The organism is Clostridioides sp. ZZV15-6388 (assembly GCF_020657755.1).
GTDB lineage: Bacteria > Bacillota > Clostridia > Peptostreptococcales > Peptostreptococcaceae > Clostridioides.
This window is the reverse complement of the sequence record NZ_JAGWCU010000028.1, coordinates 19,894-42,972: the sequence shown is the minus strand read 5'-3', so window position 1 is coordinate 42,972 and position 23,079 is coordinate 19,894. Positions and strand designations below refer to the sequence as shown.

Annotated in this window: 35 protein-coding genes; all 35 read right to left on the bottom strand. The window is 33.6% G+C overall.

Translation table 11 applies throughout. From position 1 onward, the window contains the following. Positions 1-27 precede the first annotated feature (27 nt). Positions 28-651 carry a 30S ribosomal protein S4 gene (gene rpsD / locus KGF48_RS15260; protein ID WP_227437005.1) on the bottom strand — a complete coding sequence of 208 codons (624 nt, stop codon included), beginning with the start codon at positions 649-651 and terminating at the stop codon, positions 28-30. 32 nt (positions 652-683) lie between these two features. After that, on the bottom strand, positions 684-1,082 hold the full coding sequence (gene rpsK, locus KGF48_RS15255) for a 30S ribosomal protein S11 (RefSeq protein ID WP_227437007.1): 399 nt from the start codon (positions 1,080-1,082) through the stop codon (positions 684-686). A gap of 35 nt (positions 1,083-1,117) precedes the next feature. Further along, positions 1,118-1,489 (bottom strand): 30S ribosomal protein S13, encoded by a 372-nt coding sequence (rpsM, locus tag KGF48_RS15250; protein ID WP_227437009.1) that lies wholly within the window; start codon positions 1,487-1,489, stop codon positions 1,118-1,120. 152 nt (positions 1,490-1,641) lie between these two features. Next, the gene (gene rpmJ / locus KGF48_RS15245) at positions 1,642-1,755 is read right to left on the bottom strand and encodes a 50S ribosomal protein L36 (protein WP_002509257.1); all 114 of its coding nucleotides are present in this window, start codon (positions 1,753-1,755) and stop codon (positions 1,642-1,644) included. A 35-nt stretch (positions 1,756-1,790) separates the two neighbouring features. Further along, positions 1,791-2,009: a translation initiation factor IF-1 gene (infA, locus tag KGF48_RS15240; RefSeq protein ID WP_003421127.1), complete on the bottom strand. Its 219-nt coding sequence runs from the start codon at positions 2,007-2,009 to the stop codon at positions 1,791-1,793. Between the two features lie 37 nt (positions 2,010-2,046). Further along, entirely contained in the window at positions 2,047-2,316 is a 270-nt protein-coding gene (locus tag KGF48_RS15235; RefSeq protein WP_227437012.1) for a KOW domain-containing protein, read from the bottom strand. A 21-nt stretch (positions 2,317-2,337) separates the two neighbouring features. Next, complete coding sequence (map, locus tag KGF48_RS15230) at positions 2,338-3,084, bottom strand: type I methionyl aminopeptidase (RefSeq protein WP_227830331.1); 747 nt, start codon at positions 3,082-3,084, stop codon at positions 2,338-2,340. Further along, positions 3,085-3,735, bottom strand: a complete 651-nt coding sequence (locus KGF48_RS15225; protein ID WP_227840675.1) for an adenylate kinase — start codon at positions 3,733-3,735, stop codon at positions 3,085-3,087. A gap of 16 nt (positions 3,736-3,751) precedes the next feature. Further along, positions 3,752-5,020 carry a preprotein translocase subunit SecY gene (gene secY / locus KGF48_RS15220; RefSeq protein ID WP_227437017.1) on the bottom strand — a complete coding sequence of 423 codons (1,269 nt, stop codon included), beginning with the start codon at positions 5,018-5,020 and terminating at the stop codon, positions 3,752-3,754. 43 nt (positions 5,021-5,063) lie between these two features. Further along, positions 5,064-5,507, bottom strand: coding sequence for a 50S ribosomal protein L15 (gene rplO, locus KGF48_RS15215; RefSeq protein WP_003421135.1), 444 nt, complete (start codon positions 5,505-5,507; stop codon positions 5,064-5,066). Between the two features lie 32 nt (positions 5,508-5,539). Beyond that, the gene (gene rpmD / locus KGF48_RS15210; RefSeq protein ID WP_227830332.1) at positions 5,540-5,725 is read right to left on the bottom strand and encodes a 50S ribosomal protein L30; all 186 of its coding nucleotides are present in this window, start codon (positions 5,723-5,725) and stop codon (positions 5,540-5,542) included. Between the two features lie 14 nt (positions 5,726-5,739). Then, positions 5,740-6,249, bottom strand: a complete 510-nt coding sequence (gene rpsE, locus KGF48_RS15205; RefSeq protein ID WP_227437021.1) for a 30S ribosomal protein S5 — start codon at positions 6,247-6,249, stop codon at positions 5,740-5,742. A 20-nt stretch (positions 6,250-6,269) separates the two neighbouring features. Further along, positions 6,270-6,638 (bottom strand): 50S ribosomal protein L18, encoded by a 369-nt coding sequence (gene rplR / locus KGF48_RS15200; RefSeq protein ID WP_227437023.1) that lies wholly within the window; start codon positions 6,636-6,638, stop codon positions 6,270-6,272. 35 nt (positions 6,639-6,673) lie between these two features. Continuing rightward, positions 6,674-7,216 carry a 50S ribosomal protein L6 gene (gene rplF / locus KGF48_RS15195; protein WP_003435668.1) on the bottom strand — a complete coding sequence of 181 codons (543 nt, stop codon included), beginning with the start codon at positions 7,214-7,216 and terminating at the stop codon, positions 6,674-6,676. A 30-nt stretch (positions 7,217-7,246) separates the two neighbouring features. After that, positions 7,247-7,645 (bottom strand): 30S ribosomal protein S8, encoded by a 399-nt coding sequence (gene rpsH / locus KGF48_RS15190; protein WP_003421148.1) that lies wholly within the window; start codon positions 7,643-7,645, stop codon positions 7,247-7,249. 32 nt (positions 7,646-7,677) lie between these two features. Then, the gene (locus KGF48_RS15185; protein WP_003421149.1) at positions 7,678-7,863 is read right to left on the bottom strand and encodes a type Z 30S ribosomal protein S14; all 186 of its coding nucleotides are present in this window, start codon (positions 7,861-7,863) and stop codon (positions 7,678-7,680) included. 17 nt (positions 7,864-7,880) lie between these two features. Then, positions 7,881-8,423, bottom strand: a complete 543-nt coding sequence (rplE, locus tag KGF48_RS15180; RefSeq protein ID WP_003421151.1) for a 50S ribosomal protein L5 — start codon at positions 8,421-8,423, stop codon at positions 7,881-7,883. A gap of 29 nt (positions 8,424-8,452) precedes the next feature. Continuing rightward, positions 8,453-8,758 carry a 50S ribosomal protein L24 gene (rplX, locus tag KGF48_RS15175; protein WP_227437031.1) on the bottom strand — a complete coding sequence of 102 codons (306 nt, stop codon included), beginning with the start codon at positions 8,756-8,758 and terminating at the stop codon, positions 8,453-8,455. A 23-nt stretch (positions 8,759-8,781) separates the two neighbouring features. Continuing rightward, positions 8,782-9,150, bottom strand: a complete 369-nt coding sequence (gene rplN, locus KGF48_RS15170; RefSeq protein ID WP_003421155.1) for a 50S ribosomal protein L14 — start codon at positions 9,148-9,150, stop codon at positions 8,782-8,784. Between the two features lie 25 nt (positions 9,151-9,175). Beyond that, on the bottom strand, positions 9,176-9,430 hold the full coding sequence (gene rpsQ, locus KGF48_RS15165) for a 30S ribosomal protein S17 (RefSeq protein ID WP_003421156.1): 255 nt from the start codon (positions 9,428-9,430) through the stop codon (positions 9,176-9,178). 23 nt (positions 9,431-9,453) lie between these two features. Then, entirely contained in the window at positions 9,454-9,657 is a 204-nt protein-coding gene (gene rpmC, locus KGF48_RS15160; RefSeq protein ID WP_003421158.1) for a 50S ribosomal protein L29, read from the bottom strand. Between the two features lies 1 nt (position 9,658). Then, positions 9,659-10,090, bottom strand: coding sequence for a 50S ribosomal protein L16 (rplP, locus tag KGF48_RS15155; protein WP_003421160.1), 432 nt, complete (start codon positions 10,088-10,090; stop codon positions 9,659-9,661). A 35-nt stretch (positions 10,091-10,125) separates the two neighbouring features. After that, positions 10,126-10,959 (bottom strand): 30S ribosomal protein S3, encoded by an 834-nt coding sequence (gene rpsC / locus KGF48_RS15150; protein WP_227830333.1) that lies wholly within the window; start codon positions 10,957-10,959, stop codon positions 10,126-10,128. A gap of 22 nt (positions 10,960-10,981) precedes the next feature. Beyond that, complete coding sequence (rplV, locus tag KGF48_RS15145; RefSeq protein ID WP_009887891.1) at positions 10,982-11,317, bottom strand: 50S ribosomal protein L22; 336 nt, start codon at positions 11,315-11,317, stop codon at positions 10,982-10,984. Positions 11,318-11,348: 31 nt separating this feature from the next. Continuing rightward, positions 11,349-11,630: a 30S ribosomal protein S19 gene (gene rpsS / locus KGF48_RS15140; RefSeq protein ID WP_021386634.1), complete on the bottom strand. Its 282-nt coding sequence runs from the start codon at positions 11,628-11,630 to the stop codon at positions 11,349-11,351. A 34-nt stretch (positions 11,631-11,664) separates the two neighbouring features. Next, positions 11,665-12,495: a 50S ribosomal protein L2 gene (gene rplB / locus KGF48_RS15135; RefSeq protein WP_227437027.1), complete on the bottom strand. Its 831-nt coding sequence runs from the start codon at positions 12,493-12,495 to the stop codon at positions 11,665-11,667. A gap of 29 nt (positions 12,496-12,524) precedes the next feature. Next, positions 12,525-12,815, bottom strand: a complete 291-nt coding sequence (gene rplW / locus KGF48_RS15130; protein ID WP_003421170.1) for a 50S ribosomal protein L23 — start codon at positions 12,813-12,815, stop codon at positions 12,525-12,527. Beyond that, a complete protein-coding gene (gene rplD, locus KGF48_RS15125) occupies positions 12,815-13,438 on the bottom strand; it encodes a 50S ribosomal protein L4 (protein ID WP_227840674.1) in 624 nt (207 codons plus the stop codon). The genes rplW and rplD overlap by 1 nt, the downstream gene beginning before the upstream one ends. Positions 13,439-13,467: 29 nt before the next feature. Further along, positions 13,468-14,097 carry a 50S ribosomal protein L3 gene (rplC, locus tag KGF48_RS15120; RefSeq protein WP_227437029.1) on the bottom strand — a complete coding sequence of 210 codons (630 nt, stop codon included), beginning with the start codon at positions 14,095-14,097 and terminating at the stop codon, positions 13,468-13,470. 93 nt (positions 14,098-14,190) lie between these two features. Next, on the bottom strand, positions 14,191-14,502 hold the full coding sequence (gene rpsJ, locus KGF48_RS15115) for a 30S ribosomal protein S10 (protein WP_054268679.1): 312 nt from the start codon (positions 14,500-14,502) through the stop codon (positions 14,191-14,193). Positions 14,503-14,872: 370 nt separating this feature from the next. Beyond that, entirely contained in the window at positions 14,873-16,066 is a 1,194-nt protein-coding gene (tuf, locus tag KGF48_RS15110; protein ID WP_227842893.1) for an elongation factor Tu, read from the bottom strand. A 91-nt stretch (positions 16,067-16,157) separates the two neighbouring features. Continuing rightward, complete coding sequence (gene fusA / locus KGF48_RS15105; RefSeq protein WP_227437035.1) at positions 16,158-18,224, bottom strand: elongation factor G; 2,067 nt, start codon at positions 18,222-18,224, stop codon at positions 16,158-16,160. 48 nt (positions 18,225-18,272) lie between these two features. After that, positions 18,273-18,743: a 30S ribosomal protein S7 gene (gene rpsG, locus KGF48_RS15100; protein WP_227830409.1), complete on the bottom strand. Its 471-nt coding sequence runs from the start codon at positions 18,741-18,743 to the stop codon at positions 18,273-18,275. A gap of 123 nt (positions 18,744-18,866) precedes the next feature. Continuing rightward, positions 18,867-19,289, bottom strand: coding sequence for a 30S ribosomal protein S12 (gene rpsL / locus KGF48_RS15095; protein ID WP_227437039.1), 423 nt, complete (start codon positions 19,287-19,289; stop codon positions 18,867-18,869). A 287-nt stretch (positions 19,290-19,576) separates the two neighbouring features. Beyond that, positions 19,577-23,062 carry a DNA-directed RNA polymerase subunit beta' gene (rpoC, locus tag KGF48_RS15090; RefSeq protein WP_227841120.1) on the bottom strand — a complete coding sequence of 1,162 codons (3,486 nt, stop codon included), beginning with the start codon at positions 23,060-23,062 and terminating at the stop codon, positions 19,577-19,579. Positions 23,063-23,079: the final 17 nt, after the last annotated feature.

The following is a 23,079-nucleotide window of genomic DNA, read 5'->3' as shown; positions in this document are numbered from 1 at the left end:
TTAAAATAATTTTTAAAAGTGTGCTTATTATTTAGAGTAAAGTTCTATGATTAAGTGCTCTGCTATTTCAAGATCTATATCTTCTCTTGTTGGAACACCAACTACTTTTGCTGTCATTCCTTCTACATTAGCTTCTAACCATTTAGGAGCTATTCTTGAGTTAACTTCTACTAAATTTTTGAATTTTGCAGAAGATCTTGATTTTTCTTTAACTTCTATCACATCTCCAACTTTAACTGTTAATGAAGCTATATCTACTTTATTTCCATTTAAAGTGAAATGACCATGAGTTACTAATTGTCTAGCTTCTTTTCTAGAAGATGCTAGTCCCATTCTGTAAACTACATTGTCTAATCTTCTCTCTAATAAACTTAATAAGTTCTCACCTGATTTTCCAGGCATGTTCTCAGCACGTTCGTATAAATTTCTAAATTGAGTTTCTAAAACTCCATATATTCTTTTAACTTTTTGTTTTTCTCTTAATTGTAATCCATAGTTAGAAACTTTCTTTCTCCCTTGGCCATGTTGACCTGGAGCATAGTTTCTTTTAACTATAGCACATTTATCTGTATAACATCTATCACCTTTAAGGAATAATTTCATTCCCTCTCTACGGCATTGTCTACATGATGCACCTGTATATCTTGCCATTTATCTACACCTCCTATTTGTACTCTTATTAATTACACTCTTCTTCTCTTTGGTGGTCTACATCCGTTATGTGGGATTGGAGTAACGTCTTTTATCATAGTTACTTCTAGTCCAGTTGCTTGTAAAGCTCTTATAGCAGCTTCTCTTCCTGAACCTGGCCCCTTTACGAATACCTCAACACTTTTTAATCCGTGTTCCATCGCAGCTTTTGCAGCTGTTTCAGCAGCCATTTGAGATGCAAATGGAGTTGATTTTCTTGATCCTTTGAATCCTAATTGTCCTGAACTTGCCCAAGATATAGCATTTCCATGAACGTCAGTTAAAGTTATTATTGTATTGTTGAAAGTTGACTGTATATGAGCATGACCACGTTCTATATTTTTACGTTCTCTTCTTCTAACACGTGTAACTTTCTTTTTTGGTTTAGCCATTTTCCTTTTCCCTCCTTCATCTAATTATTATTTAATTATTTTTTCTTTTTACGAGATACTGTTTTTCTAGGACCTTTTCTAGTTCTAGCATTAGTTTTAGTTCTTTGTCCTCTTAATGGAAGACCTTTACCATGTCTAATTCCTCTATAACATTTTATATCTCTTAATCTCTTTATGTTTAAAGCAATTTCTCTTCTTAAGTCACCTTCAACTAAGAAATCGTCATCTATAACTTTTCTTAACTCATTAACTTGATCTTCTGATAAATCTTTTATTCTTGTATCTGGATTTATCTCAGCTTTAGCTAATATTTCGTTAGCAGTTGCTTTACCTATACCATATATATAAGTTAAGCCTATCTCCGCTCTTTTTTCTCTAGGTAAATCTACCCCAGCTATTCTTGCCATGATCGCACCTCCTACACATAGTTTTTAGTGTTTAAAACTTCATATCATATATCAATCCTACGTCAGATTGTTCAACGATTTTAACGTTCTTTTGTTAACATCACAATATAGTATTATACTATAAAATTTAACAAAATACTAGTAATAATTTCTTATCCTTGTTTTTGCTTATGCTTTGGATTTTCACAGATAACCATTACTTTTCCTTTTCTTTTTATTACTTTGCATTTTTCACATATTGGTTTTACTGATGGTCTAACTTTCATTATTAATCCCTCCTTAGACTAAATATCAAGATAGTCTACTTCTTACGCCAAGTGATTCTTCCTCTTGTAAGGTCATATGGAGAAAGTTCAACATTCACCTTATCACCTTCAAGAATTCTTATGAAGTTCATTCTTAGCTTTCCAGAAATGTGGCATAATATCTCATGTCCATTTTCTAATTTAACTTTAAACATAGCATTAGGTAAAGCTTCTGAAACTGTACCTTCTAATTCTATAACATCTTTTTTGGCCATTAACTAACCAGCCCTCCATTTCAATAAGTTAAATTGTCTAATTTAACTTAGTAAGTTCAGCTCTTAAAAAAGAATCTGTAATCTCTTGTCCAGATACTACTCTTTTTCTAACTTCATCATTAATAAAATTATATTTTTTTAAGTGCTTAACTTTCTTTAACTTAGGTTTGTCAAGTTTTCTTTTCTTTCCATCAGCTATTAATACATATTCATTATTAATTATCTTGACTACGAAAAATAAATTTCCTTGATCTCGACCTAATGAAACCTTAACAACTTGACCTATACTTAAATTATCTGATAGCACTTTTTTCACCTACTTCTTAATTTACAACTTTGTCAATATCAAAGGTTCATGTTCAGTAATTGCTATCGTATGCTCATAATGAGCTGATTTTTTTCCATCTATTGTAACAGTCGTCCACCCATCTGATAGAGTCTTTACATGATAACGACCTGCATTAACCATTGGCTCTATAGCAATAACCATTCCTTCTCTAAGTCTTGGTCCTTTTCCTGGGAGTCCATAATTAGGTACCTGTGGATCTTCATGAAGATTTGCTCCAACTCCATGTCCTACCAAATCCCTAACTACTGAGAAACCATGTTTCTCAACGTGTGTTTGTACTGCGTGTGAGATATCTGAAAGTCTATATCCTAATTTAGCAAATTTTATTCCTTCATAGAAGCTTTCTCTAGTTACTTCTATTAATTTCCTATCTTCTTCAGATATCATGCCTACTCCATGAGTTTTCGCAGAATCACCATGATATCCTTTATAATAGGCTCCTATATCTAAGCTTACAATGTCTCCTTCTTTTAATAGAGTCTCACCTGGAATTCCATGTACAACTTCTCTATTGATAGAAGCACATATACTTCCTGGAAAACCTCCATATCCTTTAAAAGATGGTTCAGCATTGTATTTTCTTATATTCTCTTCAGCTATTTTATCTAATTCTAAAGTAGATATTCCCGGAGAAATAGCATTTCTTAAAACTTCATGAGTATCAGCAACAATTTTGCCTGCTTCTCTTAAAAGTTCTATTTCTTTCTTTGATTTCAAGATAATCATTTATTTTCCACTTCCTAAAGCAGCAACAATATCTTCAAATACTTTATCTATTGCTTGGTCACCTTTTATATCAGCTATTATACCTTGTTTGTTATAATAATCTACTAAAGGCTTAGTTTCATCTAGATAAACTTGTATTCTCTTAGATACAGTTTCTTCATTATCATCAGCTCTTTGATATAATTCTCCTTGGCATACATCACATACACCTTTTACTTTAGGAGGATTAAACTCAACATGATAAGTAGCTCCACAAGACTTGCATATTCTTCTACCAACTGCTCTAGATACTAATATACTCTTATCAACTTCAATATTGACAACTTTATCTAGTACTATACCAGCATTTTTTAAGAATACATCTAAATGCTCACCTTGTGCTACATTTCTTGGAAATCCATCTAACATAAATCCATTTTTACAGTCTTCTTGAGATATTCTATCAGTAACTAAACCTACAGTTAACTCATCTGGTACTAATAAACCTTGGTCCATGTATTCTTTAGCTTTTTTTCCAAGTTCTGTTCCCTCTTTTATATTCTTTCTGAATATATCTCCTGTTGATATATGAGGTATATTGTATTTTTCTACTATTCCTGCCGCCTGAGTACCTTTACCAGCACCTGGAGGTCCAAGTAATATTATTCTCATATTATCCATCTCCATTTTATTTTAAGAAACCTTGATAGCTTCTCATAACTAAGTTTGACTCTAACTGTCTCTTAAGCTCCAAAGCAACCCCAACAACGATTAGCAATGAAGTCCCAGCTAGACTCATATTTACATTCATATAATGTGTTGTAAGAGCTGGTACCATAGCAATTATTGCTAAGAAAGTAGCTCCAGCTAAAGTTAATCTTGTTAAGATTCTATTTAAATAATCCATAGTAGGTTCACCTGGTCTGATACCTGGTATAAATCCACCATTATTTTTCATATTTTTAGATATATCTTCTGTATTGAATGATACAGTTGTATAAAAATATGAGAAGAAAATTATAAGTAGAATTTCAATTGATCTGTATGTCCAAAATCCTTGTTCTGTTGCCATACTTAAGTATTTTTGAACAAAAGCTTGAGCATCTGCCCCCATAAACATAGCTATTGTTTGTGGAAAAGCTAAAAGTGAACTAGCAAAAATTATAGGCATAACTCCTGATTGGTTAACTTTCATTGGTATATGAGAACTTTGTCCTCCATACATTTTTCTTCCAACAACTCTTTTAGCATATTGTACAGGTATCTTTCTAGTAGCTTCTTGTATAAATGTAACTCCTGTAACTGTAAGTAATATAACTACAATTAGAAGTATTATTACCCAAGGTGCAACTTGACCAGATTTAACTTGTTGTGCGATTTTAATAACATCTGTTGGTATTCTTGATATAATACCTGCAAATATTATTACTGAACTACCATTACCAATTCCTTTTTCGGTAATTTTGTCCCCAATCCACATTACTAACATACTTGCTGAAACTAATGTTATTACAACAGTTGTGATAAAAAACACACTATTTGATATTAAAGCACTTCTTACAATTCCTAATGTAATTCCCAAAGCTTGTACAACTGCTAGAGCTAGTGCTGTATATTTAGTGTACTTATTGATTTTTTTCTTTCCTTCTTCACCAGATTTTTGAAGTTCTGCTAAACTTTCAAAACCTACTGTTAGAAGCTGTATTATGATTGATGCAGTAATATATGGACTTATACCCAAAGCAAATAGTGAAAAGTTACTAAATGCTCCACCAGTAAACATATTATACAGAGAAAGTAGACTATTGCCGCCTACCATCTTTTGTATAATACTAGTGTCTATACCTGGAACTGGTATTGTAGTACCTATTCTGAATATCACGATCATCATAAGTGTATACATTACTTTTTTTCTTACTGCTTTAATCTTCCAAGCTTGTTTTAATTTTGACAGCACGCTAATTCACCCCGCCTGTACTGGCTAGGAGATTAGCAGGTTATTATACTAACTCTGCTTTTCCACCAGCTTTTTCTATTTTTTCTTGAGCTGAAGCTGTAAATTTAGCAGCTTTAACAGTTAAAGCTTTTTCTAAATTACCTTCACCTAAGATTTTAATTCCATCTTTACCTATTTTGCTTATAGTTTTAGTAGATTTTAATAATTCTGCAGTTATTTCTGTTCCATTTTCAAATCTATTTAAAACTTCAACATTAACTTCTGTGTAAACTTTCTTAAATATGTTATTGAAACCTCTCTTAGGAAGTCTTCTAGCTAGTGGCATTTGTCCACCTTCGAACCCTACTCTTACTCCACCACCAGAACGAGACCATTGACCTTTTTGTCCACGTCCTGCAGTTTTACCTTGTCCAGTTGCAGTACCTCTACCTAATCTTCTTTTAGCTCTTACTGCACCTTCAGCAGGTTTTAACTCATGTAACTTCATGGATTGCACCTCCTTGCACTACTTTTTAAAAATTATTCAGCTATTTCAGTTACTTCTAATAAATGACTTACTTTTTTTATCATACCTCTTATTTGAGCATTGTCTTCTTTTACAACAACTTGTTCTCTTTTTCTTAATCCTAACGCTTCAACATTCTTTTTTTGGTTAGGAGTAGTTCCTATAACACTTCTAACTAATTTTATTTGTAATTTAGCCATTTTACACTACCTCCTTACCCTAGAAGTTCTTCAACTTTTTTACCTCTAAGTTTAGCTATATCTTCAACTGTTTTTAGAGAATTAAGTCCTTCTATTGTAGCATTTACCATATTTCTTGGATTGTTAGATCCTAAAGATTTAGCTCTAACGTCTTTTAGTCCAGCTAACTCAAGTACGGCTCTAGCAGGTCCCCCAGCTATTACACCTGTACCTTCTACAGCAGGCATTATTAATATATTTCCAGCACCAAAGTGTCCGCGTACTTCGTGAGGAATTGTAGTCCCAACCATTGGCACTACTATTAGATTTTTCTTAGCATCTTCAACTGCTTTTTTTATAGCGTCTGGTACTTCCATTGCTTTCCCAGCACCTATACCAACGTGTCCGTTTTCATCTCCAACAACTACTAACGCTGCAAATCTGAAGTTTCTACCACCTTTTACAACCTTAGTAACACGTCTTACTTCAACAACTTTTTCTTGTAAGTCAAGTTGTCCTGCATCTATCGGCTTACGACGTAGCATGTATTTTTCCCTCCTTCGTATTAGAACTTAAGACCAGCTTCTCTAGCACTTTCAGCTAATTCTTGAATTCTTCCATGATATAAGTATCCACCTCTGTCAAATACAACTTCAGTGATTCCTTTTTCAACAGCTTTTTTAGCAACTAATTCTCCAACTTTCTTAGCTGCTTCCTTATTTCCTGTATGATTAACAGCACTCTTAACTTCTGCTTCTAAAGAAGATGCAGCAACTAGAGTTACTCTGTTTGTGTCATCTATTATTTGAGCATATATATTGTTAGCACTTCTAAATACACATAATCTTGGTCTTTGAGCAGTACCGCTTATTTTTCTACGAACTCTCTTATGTCTTTGAAGTCTATTAGCATTTTTATCAGCCTTTTTTAACACCTAGCTCACTCCTTTCTAGCGTTTAAGTTTTGGTATTATTTTTTACCAGTTTTTCCTTCTTTACGTCTGATTACTTCATCAACGTATTTTATACCTTTACCTTTGTATGGCTCTGGCTTTCTCCAAGCTCTTATTTTAGCAGCATAGTTTCCTACTAATTGCTTGTCTATACCTTTTACTATTAACTCAGTTTGGTTTGGAGCTTCAACAGTTATTCCTTCTGGATCTTCCATTTCAACTGGATGAGAGAAACCTAAGTTCATAACTAATTTCTTTCCTTGTTTTTGAGCTCTGTATCCAACACCTTTTAGTTCTAATTTCTTTTCGAAACCAGTATTTACACCTACAACCATATTATCTAATAAAGTTCTAGTTAATCCGTGTAAAGATCTGTGTTTTTTATTATCAGTTGGTCTTTCAACCATTATTGTATTTTCTTCTTTTTTTATATTTAACTCAGCACTTAATTGTTTAGTTAAAGTTCCCTTTGGACCTTTTACTGTAACTAAATTTCCTTCAGCTATAGTAACTTCAACACCTGCTGGTATTATTATTGGCTTAACACCTATTCTTGACATGGTCGCACCTCCTTACATTGTTCATATTGATTACCAAACGTAGCAGATTACTTCTCCACCAACATTTTCTTTTCTAGCTTGCTTGTCAGTTAATATTCCTTTTGAAGTAGATATTACTGATATTCCTAATCCATTTAATACTTTTGGTATTTCGTGGTTAGCAGCGTAAACTCTCATACCAGGCTTAGATATTTTCTTAAGACCTGTGATAACTCTTTCGCCTTCTTGTCCGTACTTTAATTGTATTCTTATGATACCTTGTTTTCCATCTTCTATAACATCATAACCTCTTATGAAACCTTCTTCTAATAAGATTCTAGCTAACTCTTTCTTCATATTAGAAGCTGGAACATCTACAGTTTCATGCTTAACAACATTAGCATTTCTTATACGAGTAAGCATATCTGCAATTGGATCTGTCATTGTCATTTTGTAGCCCTCCTTCCATTCTAATCAAGCTTCTACCAGCTTGCTTTTCTAACACCAGGTATTTGACCTTTATAAGCTAATTCTCTAAAGCATATACGGCATATACCAAATTTTTTCAAAACTGAATGCGGTCTTCCGCATATAGTACATCTAGTGTATTCTCTAGTAGCGTACTTTTGCTTTCTTTGTTGTTTAACAACCATCGCTTTTCTAGCCACGGGAATCCCTCCTTTGCTTACTTAGAAAATGGCATTCCTAATAATTTTAATAATTCACGAGCTTCTTCGTCAGTTTTTGCTGTAGTAACGAATATTATATCCATTCCTCTTACTTTATCAATTTTATCATATTCTATTTCAGGGAATATTAATTGTTCTTTAACTCCTAAAGCATAGTTTCCTCTACCATCAAAAGCATTAGGGTTAACACCTCTAAAGTCTCTAACTCTTGGTAAAGAAACTGATACTAATTTGTCCATAAAGTAGAACATTTTGTCAGCTCTTAATGTAACTTTTGTTCCTATTGGCATTCCTTCTCTTAGTTTGAAGTTAGCAACAGATTTTCTAGCTTTAGTTATAACAGGCTTTTGTCCTGATATTATTTCTAATTCTTCAACGCCTTTTTCTAATCCTTTTGGATTTTCTCTAGCGTCACCTATACCCATGTTAATAACTATTTTATTTAACTTAGGTATCTCCATTACGTTTTTATATCCAAATTTCTCCATTAAAGCAGGAGCAACTTCTTTCATGTATTTTTCTTGTAATCTAGAAGCCATTTAAGGTCCCTCCTTTCAAGCAATATTTATTATAATTCTTTTCCGCTCTTTGCTGATACTCTTACTTTTGTCCCATCTTTTACTTCATATCTTACTCTAACGCCTTTTCCTGTTTCAGGATCAAATGGCATTACATTAGATATGTGTATTGGGGCTTCTTTATTTATTATTCCACCTTGTTGGTTCATAGCACTTGGTTTTTGATGTTTAGTTATTACGTTTACACCTTCAACTAATACTTTATCAGCTTTAGGGTATACCTTTAAAACTGAACCTTTTTTACCTTTATCTTTACCTGCTATAACTACAACAGTGTCACCTTTTTTAACACGCATCATGTCCTATTGCACCTCCTTAATTATAGTACTTCTGGAGCAAGAGAAACTATTTTCATGAATTCATTGTCTCTTAACTCTCTAGCAACAGGCCCGAATATACGAGTTCCTACTGGAGTTTTATCGTCCTTTATTATAACAGCAGCATTTTCATCAAAAGATATATAGCTTCCGTCATTACGTCTTACGCCTTGTTTGCTTCTTACTATAACAGCTTTAACAACCTTACCTTTTTTTACAACTCCACCAGGTGTTGCACTTTTAACAGTAGCAACTATAACGTCGCCTATGTTACCATATCTTCTTTTACTTCCGCCTAGAACACGTATACATAAAAGTTCTTTAGCTCCTGAGTTATCAGCAACTCTTAGACGTGATTCTTGTTGTATCATATCGTAATCCCTCCTTCTTCAAAAACTACTTAACTTTCTCAACAACTTCAACTAGTCTGAATCTCTTATCTTTAGATAAAGGTCTAGTTTCCATTATTTTAACTCTATCTCCGATGTTACATATATTCTTTTCATCATGAGCCTTAAATTTCTTAGTTCTCTTAACACGTTTGTTATATAGTGGATGACGTACGAATTCTTCAACAGCTACTACTATTGTTTTATCCATCTTATCACTAACAACACGGCCTATTCTAACTTTTCTTCTTCCTCTTTCCATGTTTAAAAAGCCTCCTTTCCAAATTAAGCTCTAGTTTCGTATAACTTTCTTTCAGCAAGAACAGTTTTAACTTTTGCTATATCCTTCTTAACAAACTTTATTCTAGCTGTATTTTCTAATTGACCAGTAGCTAATTGGAATCTTAAGCTAAATAATTCACTTTTGAAGTCGTTTAATTTGTTCATTAGCTCTTCGCTTGTTAAATCTCTTAATTCTTTAGCTTTCATCCTATTCACCACCCTTTACTTCTAAATCTTCTTTTTTAACAAATTTACATTTGATTGGTAATTTATGTGCAGCAAGTCTCATAGCTTCTCTTGCTTTATCTTCAGAAACACCTGCTAATTCAAACATAACTCTTCCTGGCTTAACTACAGCTACCCAATATTCTGGAGAACCTTTCCCTGCACCCATACGAGTTTCTGCTGGTTTTCTTGTTACTGGTTTATGAGGGAATATTTTTATCCAAACCTTTCCCCCTCTTTTTATATATCTAGTCATCGCGATTCTGGCAGCTTCTATTTGATTAGAAGTTATCCAAGAAGCTTCTAAAGCTACTAATCCAAACTCACCATAAGTAACTTTGTTACCTTTATGAGCTTGCCCAGCCATACTTCCTCTATGAACTCTACGACGCTTTACTCTTTTTGGCATTAACATGAGTATTTTTCCTCCTTCCTTGAACCTAACTATTATTAATTTCCTTTGTTTTCAGTTCTTTGAGGTCTTGATCCACCTTGAGGTCTTTGTCCACCTTGAGGTTTTTGTCCTCTGTAGTTTCCTCTGTTATCGTTTCCTCTTCTATCATTTCCTCTTCTATCGTTTCTTCTGTTATCTCTCTTGTTGTCTCTTCTGTCGCTCTTTCTGCTTTCTTCTCTTGGATTTACACCATCTCTAGTTGGTAAAACTTCACCATTACATACCCAAACTTTTATACCTATTTTTCCATAAGTAGTATCAGCTTCAGCGAAACCATAATCTATATCTGCTCTTAAAGTTTGTAGTGGCACATTTCCTTCACTATAACCTTCAGTTCTAGCCATTTCAGCTCCACCTAATCTTCCTGAAGCAGAAACTTTTATCCCTTTAGCACCAGATTTCATTGCTCTTTGTATAGCTTGTTTCATTGCTCTTCTGAAAGCAACCCTTCTTTCTATAGCTAAAGCTATATTTTCAGCTACTAATTGAGCATTTTTATCTGTACTTCTTACTTCTACTATGTTAACTATTATACTTTTCTTTGTCATTTTTTCTAATTCAACTTTTAATGCTTCGATTCCAGCACCAGCTCTTCCTATAACTACTCCTGGCTTAGCAACATGTAAGTCCATTTTTATTTTGTTAGCTGATCTTTCTATTTCTATTCTAGCAACTCCAGCTGAGTATAATCTTTTCTTTAAGAATTTACGTATATTATGGTCTTCTAATAATAAGTTTCCGAACTCTTTTTTATCAGTAGCGAACCATCTTGAGTCCCAATCTTTTATAACACCGACTCTTAAGCCGTGTGGATTAACCTTTTGACCCATTATTTTCCCTCCTATCTATTAATTATTTTTTTTCTTTCACAACAACCTCTATATGAGAAGTTCTTTTTCTTATTGTAGTTGCACGACCCATAGCTCTAGGCATGAATCTCTTCATTGTTGGCCCTTGATTAGCAACTATTGATGCTATATATAATTTTTCAGTATCCATTTCGTGATTGTTTTCTGCGTTAGCTTTAGCTGACTTTACAACTTTAGCTATTATTGAAGCTGCTCCTCTTGGAGTGAACTTTAATATCGCTAATGCTTCATCAACATTCTTTCCTCTAACAAGGTCACAGATTTGGCCTGCTTTTCTTGGTGATACACGTACATATTTAGCAGTAGCTTTTGCTTCCATTGTTATTCCTCCTTTCTTAGTCATAATTTAATTATTTTCTCTTATTAGATTTTTCGTCATCCTTATGTCCTTTGAAAGTTCTAGTAGGAACGAACTCACCTAATTTGTGTCCAACCATATCTTCTGTTATATATACTGGAACATGTTTTCTTCCATCATGAACAGCTATAGTGTTTTCTACCATTTGTGGAAATACAGTTGAAGATCTTGACCAAGTTTTTATAACTTCTTTACTTCCACTAGCATTCATAGCTTCTATTTTCTTTAAAAGTCTTGCATGGACAAAAGGCCCTTTTTTAGTTGATCTTGACATTTATATTCCTCCTTTCCGAGCAAAAATAAATTTACTACTTAGTTCTTCTTGATACTATTAATTTATTTGAAGCTTTGTTTTTCTTTCTAGTTTTGTATCCAAGAGCTGGTTTACCCCATGGAGTAACAGGAGATGGTCTACCTATTGGAGATCTACCTTCCCCTCCACCGTGTGGATGGTCATTAGGGTTCATTACAGAACCTCTTACAGTAGGTCTTATTCCCATATGTCTTTTTCTACCTGCTTTACCAATAACTACATTACCGTGCTCTATATTTCCAACTTGTCCTATAGTAGCTTTACAGTTTATGCTTACTAATCTCATTTCGCCTGATGGTAATCTTAATAAAGCATTTTTTCCTTCTTTAGCCATTAATTGTGCAGAAACTCCAGCAGATCTAACTAATTGAGCTCCTTTTCCTGGCTTTAATTCTATATTATGAATGATAGTACCAACTGGCATATCTTTTAATGCTAAACAGTTTCCTGGTTTTATATCAGCACCTAATCCTGATAAGATAGTATCTCCAACGTTGATTCCAACTGGAGCTAATATATATCTTTTTTCTCCATCAGCATAGTTTAATAATGCAATATTTGCAGTTCTGTTTGGATCATATTCTATAGTAGCAACCTTAGCAGGTATACCATCTTTATCTCTTTTAAAATCTATTATTCTATATTTTCTTTTTTGTCCTCCACCTCTATGACGAACAGTTATTCTACCATGTACGTTTCTACCAGCATTTTTCTTTAAGTTAACTAAAAGAGATCTTTCTGGTTGGTTACATGTTATTTCCTCAGAAACTAAAACTGTCATTTGTCTTAAGGCAGGAGAAGTTGGTCTAAACTTTTTTATAGCCATCTGTTTTCCCTCCTTCGTTTGTTATAATATTACATTCCTTGGAAGAATTCTATTTCTTTACTATCAGCAGTTAATTTAACTACTGCTTTCTTAAAGCTTGCTGTTCTTCCTTGAGTTCTACCCATTCTTTTAACTTTTCCATCGTAGTTTAAAGTATTTACTTTATCAACACTAACTCCGAATACTTTTTCTACTGCTTTTTTTATTTCAGTTTTGTTCGCATCTTTAGCCACAACAAAAGTGTATTTTTTTTCACCCATTTCAGCCATACTGTGCTCAGTTACAACTGGTCTTATTATTACATCATGTGGATTAGTCATTATGCGTACACCTCCTCCACTTTTTTAACAGCATCTGTAGTTATTATAAATGAATCATATTTTAATATATCATATACATTCATAGTATTAACTAATGCAGTTTGAACACCTTCTATATTTCTAGCTGATTTTATTACATTATCATTTTTATCAGCTATAACTACTAAAGCTTTTTTAGCAGCATTTATATTATTTAATATTTGAGCGAATTCTTTAGTTTTAGGAGCATCCATGTTTAATGCATCTAATACTATAACTTCACTATTTTGTATTTTTGAAGATAAAGCACTCTTCATAGCTAATCTTCTTACCTTCTTAGGTAATGTATATTTGTAACTTCTTGGTTTAGGTGCAAAAGCAACTCCTCCACCTACCCATTGTACAGATCTTGTAGAACCTTGTCTTGCTCTACCTGTTCCTTTTTGTTTCCAAGGTTTTCTTCCGCCACCTCTAACTTCTGCTCTAGTTTTAGCAGATTGAGTTCCTTGTCTCTTATTTGCTAATTGATTTTTTACAACTTCATATAAAACATGTCCATTAACTTCTACGCCAAATATAGAATCTGATAATTCTATTTCTCCAACGTTTTGTCCACTAATATTTAGTACATTTAATTTTGGCATTGTTATTCCTCCTTTCTCTAGGTTAGTCATTATTTAGAAACCTTTACAGCTTCTTTTATAGTTACTACTGAACCTTTAGCTCCTGGTATAGCTCCCTTAACTAATATAAGGTTCTTATCAGCATCTACTTTAACAACCTCTAAGTTTTGAACTGTTACCTTTACGCTTCCCATGTGTCCAGCTAATTTTTTGTTTTTAAATACTCTACCTGGGTAAGAACAAGCTCCCATTGAACCTGGTCTTCTGTGGTATCTAGAACCGTGAGATTCAGGACCTCTACTTTGTCCATGTCTTTTTATTGGACCTTGGAATCCCTTACCTTTACTTATTCCAGTAACATCTATTTTTGCACCTGCTTCAAATACATCAGCTTTTATTTCTTGTCCAACTGTGTATCCTTCTACAGAATCTACTCTAAACTCTTTTAAATGTTTCTTTAAAACATTAGCAGCAGCTAAGTGTCCTTTTTTAGGCTTGTTTAAAGATTTTTCTTTAGCATCTTCAAAACCTATTTGTATAGCATTGTATCCATCTTTATCAACTGTTTTTATTTGAGTAACGACCATAGGTCCTGCTTCAACAGCTGTTACAGGTATAACTACACCTTTATCAGTGAATATTTGAGTCATACCAACTTTTTTTCCTAATATTCCATTCATATTAGCACCTCCTATAATTCTTACAGCGGATTACATCATTTTAGAAGTAATCATTCTAAGATAGTTACCTATAGGATAATATCTTAGGGGTTCTTATAATTTTATTTCTATATCTACACCTGCTGGTAAGTCTAATCTCATTAATGAGTCAACTGTTTTAGGTGTTGGATTAGCTATGTCGATTAGTCTTTTATGAGTTCTTATTTCAAATTGTTCTCTAGAGTCTTTGTACTTATGTACAGCTCTTAATATAGTTACAATTTGTTTTTCTGTTGGTAGAGGCACAGGTCCTGAAACTTGTGATCCAGCCTTTTTAGCAGTTTCAACTATTTTACCTGCTGAAAAATCTAATAATTTGTGATCATATGATTTTAATCTTATTCTTATTTTTTCATTCTTAGCCATTTTGTTTTCCCTCCTTTATCACGTGTTTAATTTTCAAGTTGCGTACAACCAATACCGATACACTGCTCCGGGTGTGTTGTAACTTTCAAATCGATATCAGTTCGTATTTCACTAGGATTTAATTCTTATTTTCTTAATCTCTCAAGCACACTATTATATTTTATATCATCTGTTACATTTTTTCAAGTTTTTTTTATGTTTTTTTCAATTTTATTTTCTCTTACAACATTATAACCTTAAACTTGATTATTAATCTATCTCAAGGCACTAGTTTAGTATATATGCTTTATTGCTACTTGTCAACAAAAAACAAAAAAGAGAGGTTGAACCCCCTCTTTTTTTATATGAAATCAATTAGCTTAGTAAAAGATTATTCGATTATTGTAGCAACAACTCCTGAAGCTACTGTTCTTCCACCTTCTCTTATTGAGAATCTTAATCCTTCTTCTACAACTATTGAGTTTATTAAGTCTACTTCCATTGTTACGTTATCTCCAGGCATTACCATTTCTATTCCATCTGGTAACTTACAAGCTCCTGTTACATCTGTTGTTCTGAAATAGAATTGTGGTCTATATCCATCAAAGAATGGTGTATGTCTTCCACCTTCTTCTTTTTTAAGTACATATACTTCTGCAGTAAATTTTGTGTGTGCTTTTACTGATCCAGTTTTTGCTAGTACTTGTCCTCTTTCTATTTCGTTTCTTTGTACTCCTCTTAATAATGCTCCTATATTATCCCCTGCTTGTGCTTGGTCTAATAATTTTCTGAACATTTCTACTCCTGTTACTACTACTTTTCTTGGTGCTTCTGTTAATCCTACTAATTCTACTTCGTCTTGTACTTTTAATACTCCTCTTTCCACTCTTCCTGTTGCAACTGTTCCTCTTCCTGTGATTGAGAATACGTCTTCTACTGGCATTAAGAATGGTTTGTCAGTATCTCTTTCTGGTGCTGGTATATATTCATCTATTTGCTCAAATAATTCTACTATTTTATTTCCCCATTCGCTCTTTGGATCTTCTAATGCCATTAATGCTGATCCTCTTATTATTGGAGTATCATCTCCTGGGAAATCATATTCTGTTAATAAATCTCTTACTTCCATTTCTACTAGTTCTAATAACTCTTCGTCATCTACCATGTCACATTTGTTTAAGAATACTACTATATATGGTACACCAACTTGTCTTGATAATAGTATATGCTCTCTTGTTTGTGGCATTGGTCCATCTGTTGCTGAACAAACTAATATTGCTCCGTCCATTTGAGCTGCTCCTGTTATCATGTTCTTAACGTAGTCAGCATGTCCTGGGCAGTCAACGTGTGCGTAGTGTCTATTTGGAGTTTCATACTCAACGTGTGCTGTTGATATTGTGATTCCTCTTTCTCTTTCTTCTGGAGCTTTATCTATGTTTGCGAAATCTACCGCTTCTCCTAATTGGTATCTGTCATATAATGTTTTTGTTATTGCTGCTGTTAATGTAGTTTTACCGTGGTCAACGTGTCCTATTGTTCCTATATTAACATGAGGTTTTGTTCTTTCGTATTTAGCTTTAGCCATTTTGAATTTCCTCCCTTTATCTTGTGCAAGACGAGACAGGTCTCGTCTTGCTGATTATTTTTTATATTTATATTATTAATTAATTTTTAAATTATTTTCCTTCAGCTATCTTTTTAGCAACTGAAGCTGGAACTTGTTCATAGTGATCGAATATCATTGTATAAGTTGCACGACCTTGAGTTGAAGATCTTAGGTCTGTAGAGTATCCAAACATTTCTGAAAGTGGAACAAATGCATTTATAACTTGTGCACCACTTCTTGCTTCCATTCCTTGGATTAATCCTCTTCTTGAGTTTAAGTCACCCATAACATCTCCCATGTAATCTTCTGGAGTAACAACTTCTACTTTGAAGTAAGGCTCTAAAAGAACTGCATTACCTTTCTTCATAGCATCTTTAAATGCCATTGAACCAGCCATCTTGAACGCCATCTCAGAAGAGTCAACTTCATGGTAAGAACCATCATATAACTCAACAGCAACGTCTACAACTGGATATCCAGCAACTATACCAGATTGCATAGCTCCTTGTATACCCATGTCAACTGGACCAACATATTCTTTTGGTACAGATCCACCAACAGTTTTGTTTGTGAATTTGTATCCTTCACCTGGCTCTTGAGGAGCAACTCTAATCTTAACGTGACCATATTGTCCTCTACCACCTGATTGCTTAGAGTACTTGTATTCAACATCAACTGGTTGAGTTATAGTTTCTCTGTATGCAACTTGTGGAGCACCAACTTTAGCTTCTACTTTAAATTCTCTTAATAATCTATCTACTATTATCTCTAAGTGTAATTCACCCATACCAGATATTATAGTTTGTCCTGTTTCTTGGTCAGTTTTAACTGTGAAAGTTGGGTCTTCTTCAGCTAATTTTTGAAGAGCTATACCCATTTTTTCTTGAGCTGCTTTAGAACTTGGTTCTATAGCAACAGATATAACTGGCTCAGGGAATTCCATAGATTCAAGTATTATTGGATTAGCAGGATCACATAATGTGTCTCCAGTAGTAGTATCTTTTAATCCTACTGCTGCTGCTATATCTCCAGCATAAACTTTAGTTATTTCTTCTCTTGTATTGGCATGCATTTGTAGTATACGACCAATTCTTTCTCTCTTATTCTTAGTTGCATTTAAAACATAAGAACCAGATTCTAATGTTCCAGAGTAAACTCTGAAGAACGCTAGTTTTCCAACAAATGGGTCAGTCATTATTTTGAATGCTAATGCAGAGAATGGCTCTTCATCAGAAGAATGTCTTTCAGCTTCCTCTCCATCTTCCAATATACCTTTTATAGCTGCTATATCAGTTGGTGCTGGTAAGTAATCTAAAACTGCATCTATTACTAACTGAACACCTTTGTTTCTATAAGCTGTACCACAGAAAACTGGGTTCATTTCACAAGCTATAGTAGCTTTTCTTATAGCAACTTTTAATTCATCTATAGTAGGTTCTTCACCTTCAAGATATTTCATCATTAACTCTTCATCAGTTTCAGCTACTGCTTCAACTAATTTTTCTCTCCACTCTGTAGCTAATTCTTTCATATCTTCTGGTATGTCTGTTTCTTCCATTTCAACACCTAAGTCGTCTTTGTATATAACAGCATCCATTTTTAATAAGTCTATTATACCTATAAATGAATCTTCTTTACCTATTGGTAATTGCATAGGAACTGCATTAGAATTTAATCTAGATTTCATCATGCTTACAACATTGTAGAAATCTGCACCTAATATATCCATTTTATTTACAAAAGCTATTCTAGGTACTCCATAAGTTTCAGCTTGTCTCCATACATTCTCAGATTGAGGTTCAACTCCACCTTTTGCACAGAATACAGCAACTGAACCGTCAAGAACTCTTAGAGATCTTTCAACTTCAACTGTGAAGTCCACGTGTCCAGGAGTATCTATTATATTTATTCTATGGTCTTTCCATGAAGCAGTAGTAGCGGCAGAAGTTATTGTTATACCTCTTTCCTTTTCTTGCTCCATCCAGTCCATTTGAGAAGCCCCTTCATGAGTTTCTCCTATCTTATGAGTTTGCCCAGTATAAAACAGGATTCTTTCTGTAGTAGTAGTTTTCCCTGCATCTATATGAGCCATGATTCCTATATTCCTAGTTCTTTCCAAAGGAAACTTTCTAGCCATGGTTATCCTCCTTATGATATCCTCAATTTTATAAGATATCTATATATCCTACCATCTATAATGAGCAAATGCTTTATTAGCTTCTGCCATTTTATGAGTATCTTCTTTTTTCTTAACTGAAGCTCCTGTGTTGTTAGCTGCGTCCATTATTTCTTTAGCTAATTTATCAACCATTCCTTTTTCTCCACGAGCTCTAGTATATTTTACTAACCATCTTAAACCTAATGTTTGTCTTCTTTCAGGTCTAACTTCGATTGGTACTTGGTAGTTTGCCCCACCAACTCTTCTTGCTTTTACTTCTAAAACAGGCATTATATTATCCATTGCCTTATTAAATACTTCTAAAGCATCTTCTCCTGTTTTTTCAGCAATAATTGTGAAAGCATCATAAACTATTGTTTGAGACTTTCCTTTTTTTCCGTCTACCATTAAATTATTTATTAATTTAGTAACTACCTTACTCCCATACATAGGATCTGGTAAAACTTCTCTCTTTGGAACATTACCTTTTCTTGGCATTTCGCTTCCCTCCTTAATTATTTAACTTAAATCATAGGTACTCGACATAAATCATTTAATGCCGTGATGCCATAAATATCTATATATTTAAAGCACCGAACTATAATCAATCATTAATTGTTTTTATTTTTTAGCGTCCTTAGGTTTCTTAGCACCATACTTAGATCTTGATTGTCTTCTCTTATCAACACCTGCTGTATCTAAAGTACCTCTTAGTATATGGTATCTAACCCCTGGAAGGTCTTTTACTCTTCCGCCTCTTATAAGAACAACACTATGCTCTTGTAAGTTATGTCCTTCTCCTGGTATATAAGCAGAAACTTCTATACCATTAGTTAATCTAACTCTGGCAACTTTTCTTAAAGCTGAGTTAGGTTTCTTAGGAGTAACTGTTTTTACTGAAGTACAAACCCCTCTTTTTTGTGGAGCACTAGCGTCAGTTACTTTCTTGTTTAAAGAGTTGTAACCTTTTTGTAATGCTGGAGCAGTAGATTTCTTTTCAACTGCTTTTCTACTTTTACGAACTAATTGGTTAATTGTTGGCATCATCTGCACCTCCTTCCAAATTTTCGATCTTATCAGTGACCGCCAACTACATCAATATGAATACTCATACTGACTGATTGTAACATTTGTTACTTACAATTTAATGTCTATAACACATGAATATGTGATATTAGCATTTTTCTAGCTTGATGCTTTTAGTTTTTGTTTATTGCCATTTAAAAGTCACTAAGAGCTCATATAAGCCCTTAGTGTACTTTTAAACAACACACTTTACTATTTTAACACCACAAATAATGGTTGTCAAGATTTCTTTACTCTATCTGCCATTAATCTTCAATTTTTTCAACAGCTATATTTCTATATTTCTTCATTCCTGTTCCTGCTGGTATTAGTTTACCTAATATAACATTCTCTTTAAGCCCTATTAGGTGATCTTCTTTACCTTTTATTGCAGCTTCTGTTAATACTCTTGTTGTTTCCTGGAATGAAGCTGCTGATAAGAATGAATCAGTTGCAAGAGATGCTTTAGTTATACCAAGTAATACTCTTTTAGCAACTGCTGGTCTTAAGTCTTTAGCTATAGCTTCTTCGTTACATCTATTAAATGTTAATACATCTTCATATCCACCTGGTAATAAATCTGTATCTCCTGGGTCTTCAACTTTAACTTTAGATAGCATTTGTCTTACTATAACTTCTATATGCTTATCGTTAACATCAACCCCTTGAAGTCTATAAACCCTTTGAACTTCTTTAACTATATATTCTTGAACACCTTTAACACCTTTTACTCTTACTATATCATGAGGATTTATAAATCCTTGTGTTAAAGGATCTCCAGCTTCTAATATCTGTCCTTGCTTAACTTTTAATCTAGAACCATATGGTATCACATATGTTTGAGTTTCGCCTTCTTCTGGTATTACATTTACTTCTTTTCTCTTTCCAGTTTCATCTATTTCAACTCTACCAGATACTTCAGTTATTACAGCTAAACCTTTTGGTTTTCTAGCTTCAAATAATTCTTCAACCCTTGGAAGACCTTGAGTTATATCGGCTCCTGCAACCCCTCCAGTATGGAATGTACGCATTGTAAGCTGAGTACCCGGCTCACCTATAGATTGAGCTGCTATTATACCAACTGCTTCACCTATATTAACTTCTTTTCCTGTAGCTAAGTTTCTACCATAGCACTTAGAACAAACTCCATGATTAGTTTTACAGTTAAGAACTGTTCTTATCCTAATTTTTTCAATTCCTAAAGCTACTATAGTTTCTGCTTCATCTTCTTGTATCATAGCATCAGCTTCAACTATAACTTCACCAGTTTCAGGATTTAATATAGGGTCTATAGTATATCTTCCTACAATTCTATCATATATCTCTTCTATAACTTCATTTCCTTCTTTTATAGCATAAATTTCTGTAGTATCTTCTGTTCCACAATCTACTTCTCTTACAATAACATCTTGACTTACATCAACAAGTCTTCTTGTTAAGTATCCAGATTCAGCTGTACGTATAGCTGTATCGGCAAGACCTTTTCTGGCACCATGTGAAGATGTAAAGTATTCAAGTACTGATAAACCTTCACGGAAATTAGATTTAACTGGTATCTCAACTGTTTTACCAGATGCATTGGCCATAAGACCACGCATACCTGCTAACTGTCTAATTTGATTTTTAGAACCTCTGGCTCCTGAATGTGCCATTATATATATATTGTTTAATCTATCTAGTCCACCCATAAGAGCATCAGTAACCTTATCAGTTGTTTCTGTCCATGTCTCTATAACTTTTTCATATCTTTCTTCATTAGAGATTAAACCTCTTCTGTATGCTTTTTCATATTTATCAACTTTTGCTTCTGCCTCAGCTATAAATACTTTCTTTTCTTCTGGAACACTCATATCAGCAACAGCAACTGTTATACCACCTAATGTAGAGTATTTAAATCCTAGAGATTTTATATAATCTAGTAATTCAGCTGTTTCTGTATTTCCATGTTTTCTAAAGCACTTATCTATTATTTTACCTAGAGATTTTTTATCTGCTAAGAAGTCAACTTCAAGAGCAAATGGGTTTTCATTTCTATCTACAAATCCTAAATCTTGAGGTATACTTTCATTAAATATAAATCTACCAACTGTACTTTCAACTAATGAGCTTCTTCCATCTTCAAGAGTTACTTTTAGTTTTACTAAGGCATGTAGATGAACTGATTTATTGTAATAAGCAAGTAATAGTTCATTAAAATCTTTAAATACCATTCCTGTTCCTTTAGCATCATCTTGTGCTTCTATTGTTAGATAATAACAACCTAAAACCATATCCTGAGATGGAGTAGTTATAGGAGAACCATCTTTAGGAGCAAGAATGTTGTTTACAGAAAGCATTAAAAATCTTGCTTCTGCTTGTGCTTCTACTGATAAAGGTACATGAACCGCCATTTGGTCTCCATCGAAGTCTGCATTGTAAGCTGTACATACAAGAGGATGTAGCTTTATAGCTTTACCTTCAACCAAAATTGGTTCAAATGCTTGTATACCTAATCTATGTAGAGTCGGCGCACGGTTAAGAAGAACTGGATGGCTTTTTATAACATCTTCTAAAACATCCCAAACTTCTGGCTTAACTTTTTCTACTATAGATTTTGCACTTTTTATATTATGTGCATATCCTTCTTTAACTAGTTTATCCATAACAAATGGCTTGAATAGTTCTAGTGCCATTTTCTTTGGAAGACCACATTGATAGAATTTAAGTTCTGGTCCAACAACTATAACAGAACGTCCTGAGTAGTCAACACGCTTACCAAGTAAGTTTTGACGGAAACGACCTTGTTTACCCTTTAACATATCTGATAAAGACTTAAGTGGTCTATTTCCAGGCCCTGTTACAGGTCTACCTCTTCTACCATTATCTATTAATGCGTCAACTGCTTCTTGAAGCATTCTTTTTTCATTTCTTACAATTATATCTGGAGCTCCAAGCTCTAGTAATCTCTTAAGTCTATTATTTCTGTTTATAACTCTTCTATATAAATCATTTAAGTCTGAAGTTGCAAATCTTCCACCATCAAGTTGTACCATTGGTCTTAAATCTGGTGGTATTACTGGTATTGCATCTAAAATCATCCATTCTGGTTTATTCCCAGATTTTTTAAATGCTTCTACAACTTCTAATCTTCTTATTGTTCTAACTTTCTTTTGTCCTGTACTGTCTTTTAATTCCGCTCTTAAGTCTTTGCTTTGTTGCTCTAAATCTATGTTTTGTAACAATATCTTTACAGCTTCAGCACCCATACCTACAGTAAAAGTATATCCGTATTTTTCAAGAGCAGTTCTATACTCTTTTTCTGTCAATAACTGCTTCTCATTCAATCCAGTTTCTCCTGGATCAACTACTACATATGAAGCAAAATATAGTATTTTTTCTAATGATCTTGGTGACATATCAAGTAAAAGTCCCATTCTACTTGGTATACCTTTAAAGTACCAGATGTGAGACATAGGAGCTGCTAGCTCTATATGTCCCATTCTTTCTCTTCTTACTTTTGATTTAGTTACTTCTACTCCACATCTATCACAAACTACACCTTTGTATCTAACTCTTCTATATTTACCACAATGACACTCCCAGTCTTTTTGTGGTCCAAATATTCTTTCACAGAAAAGACCATCTTTTTCTGGTTTTAAAGTACGGTAATTTATAGTTTCTGGCTTTTTAACTTCTCCTCTAGACCATTGTCTTATTTTTTCTGGAGAAGCCAATGCTATTTTTATCGACTCGAAATTGTTTAATTCAAACAAGGAGTTCTCTCCCTTCT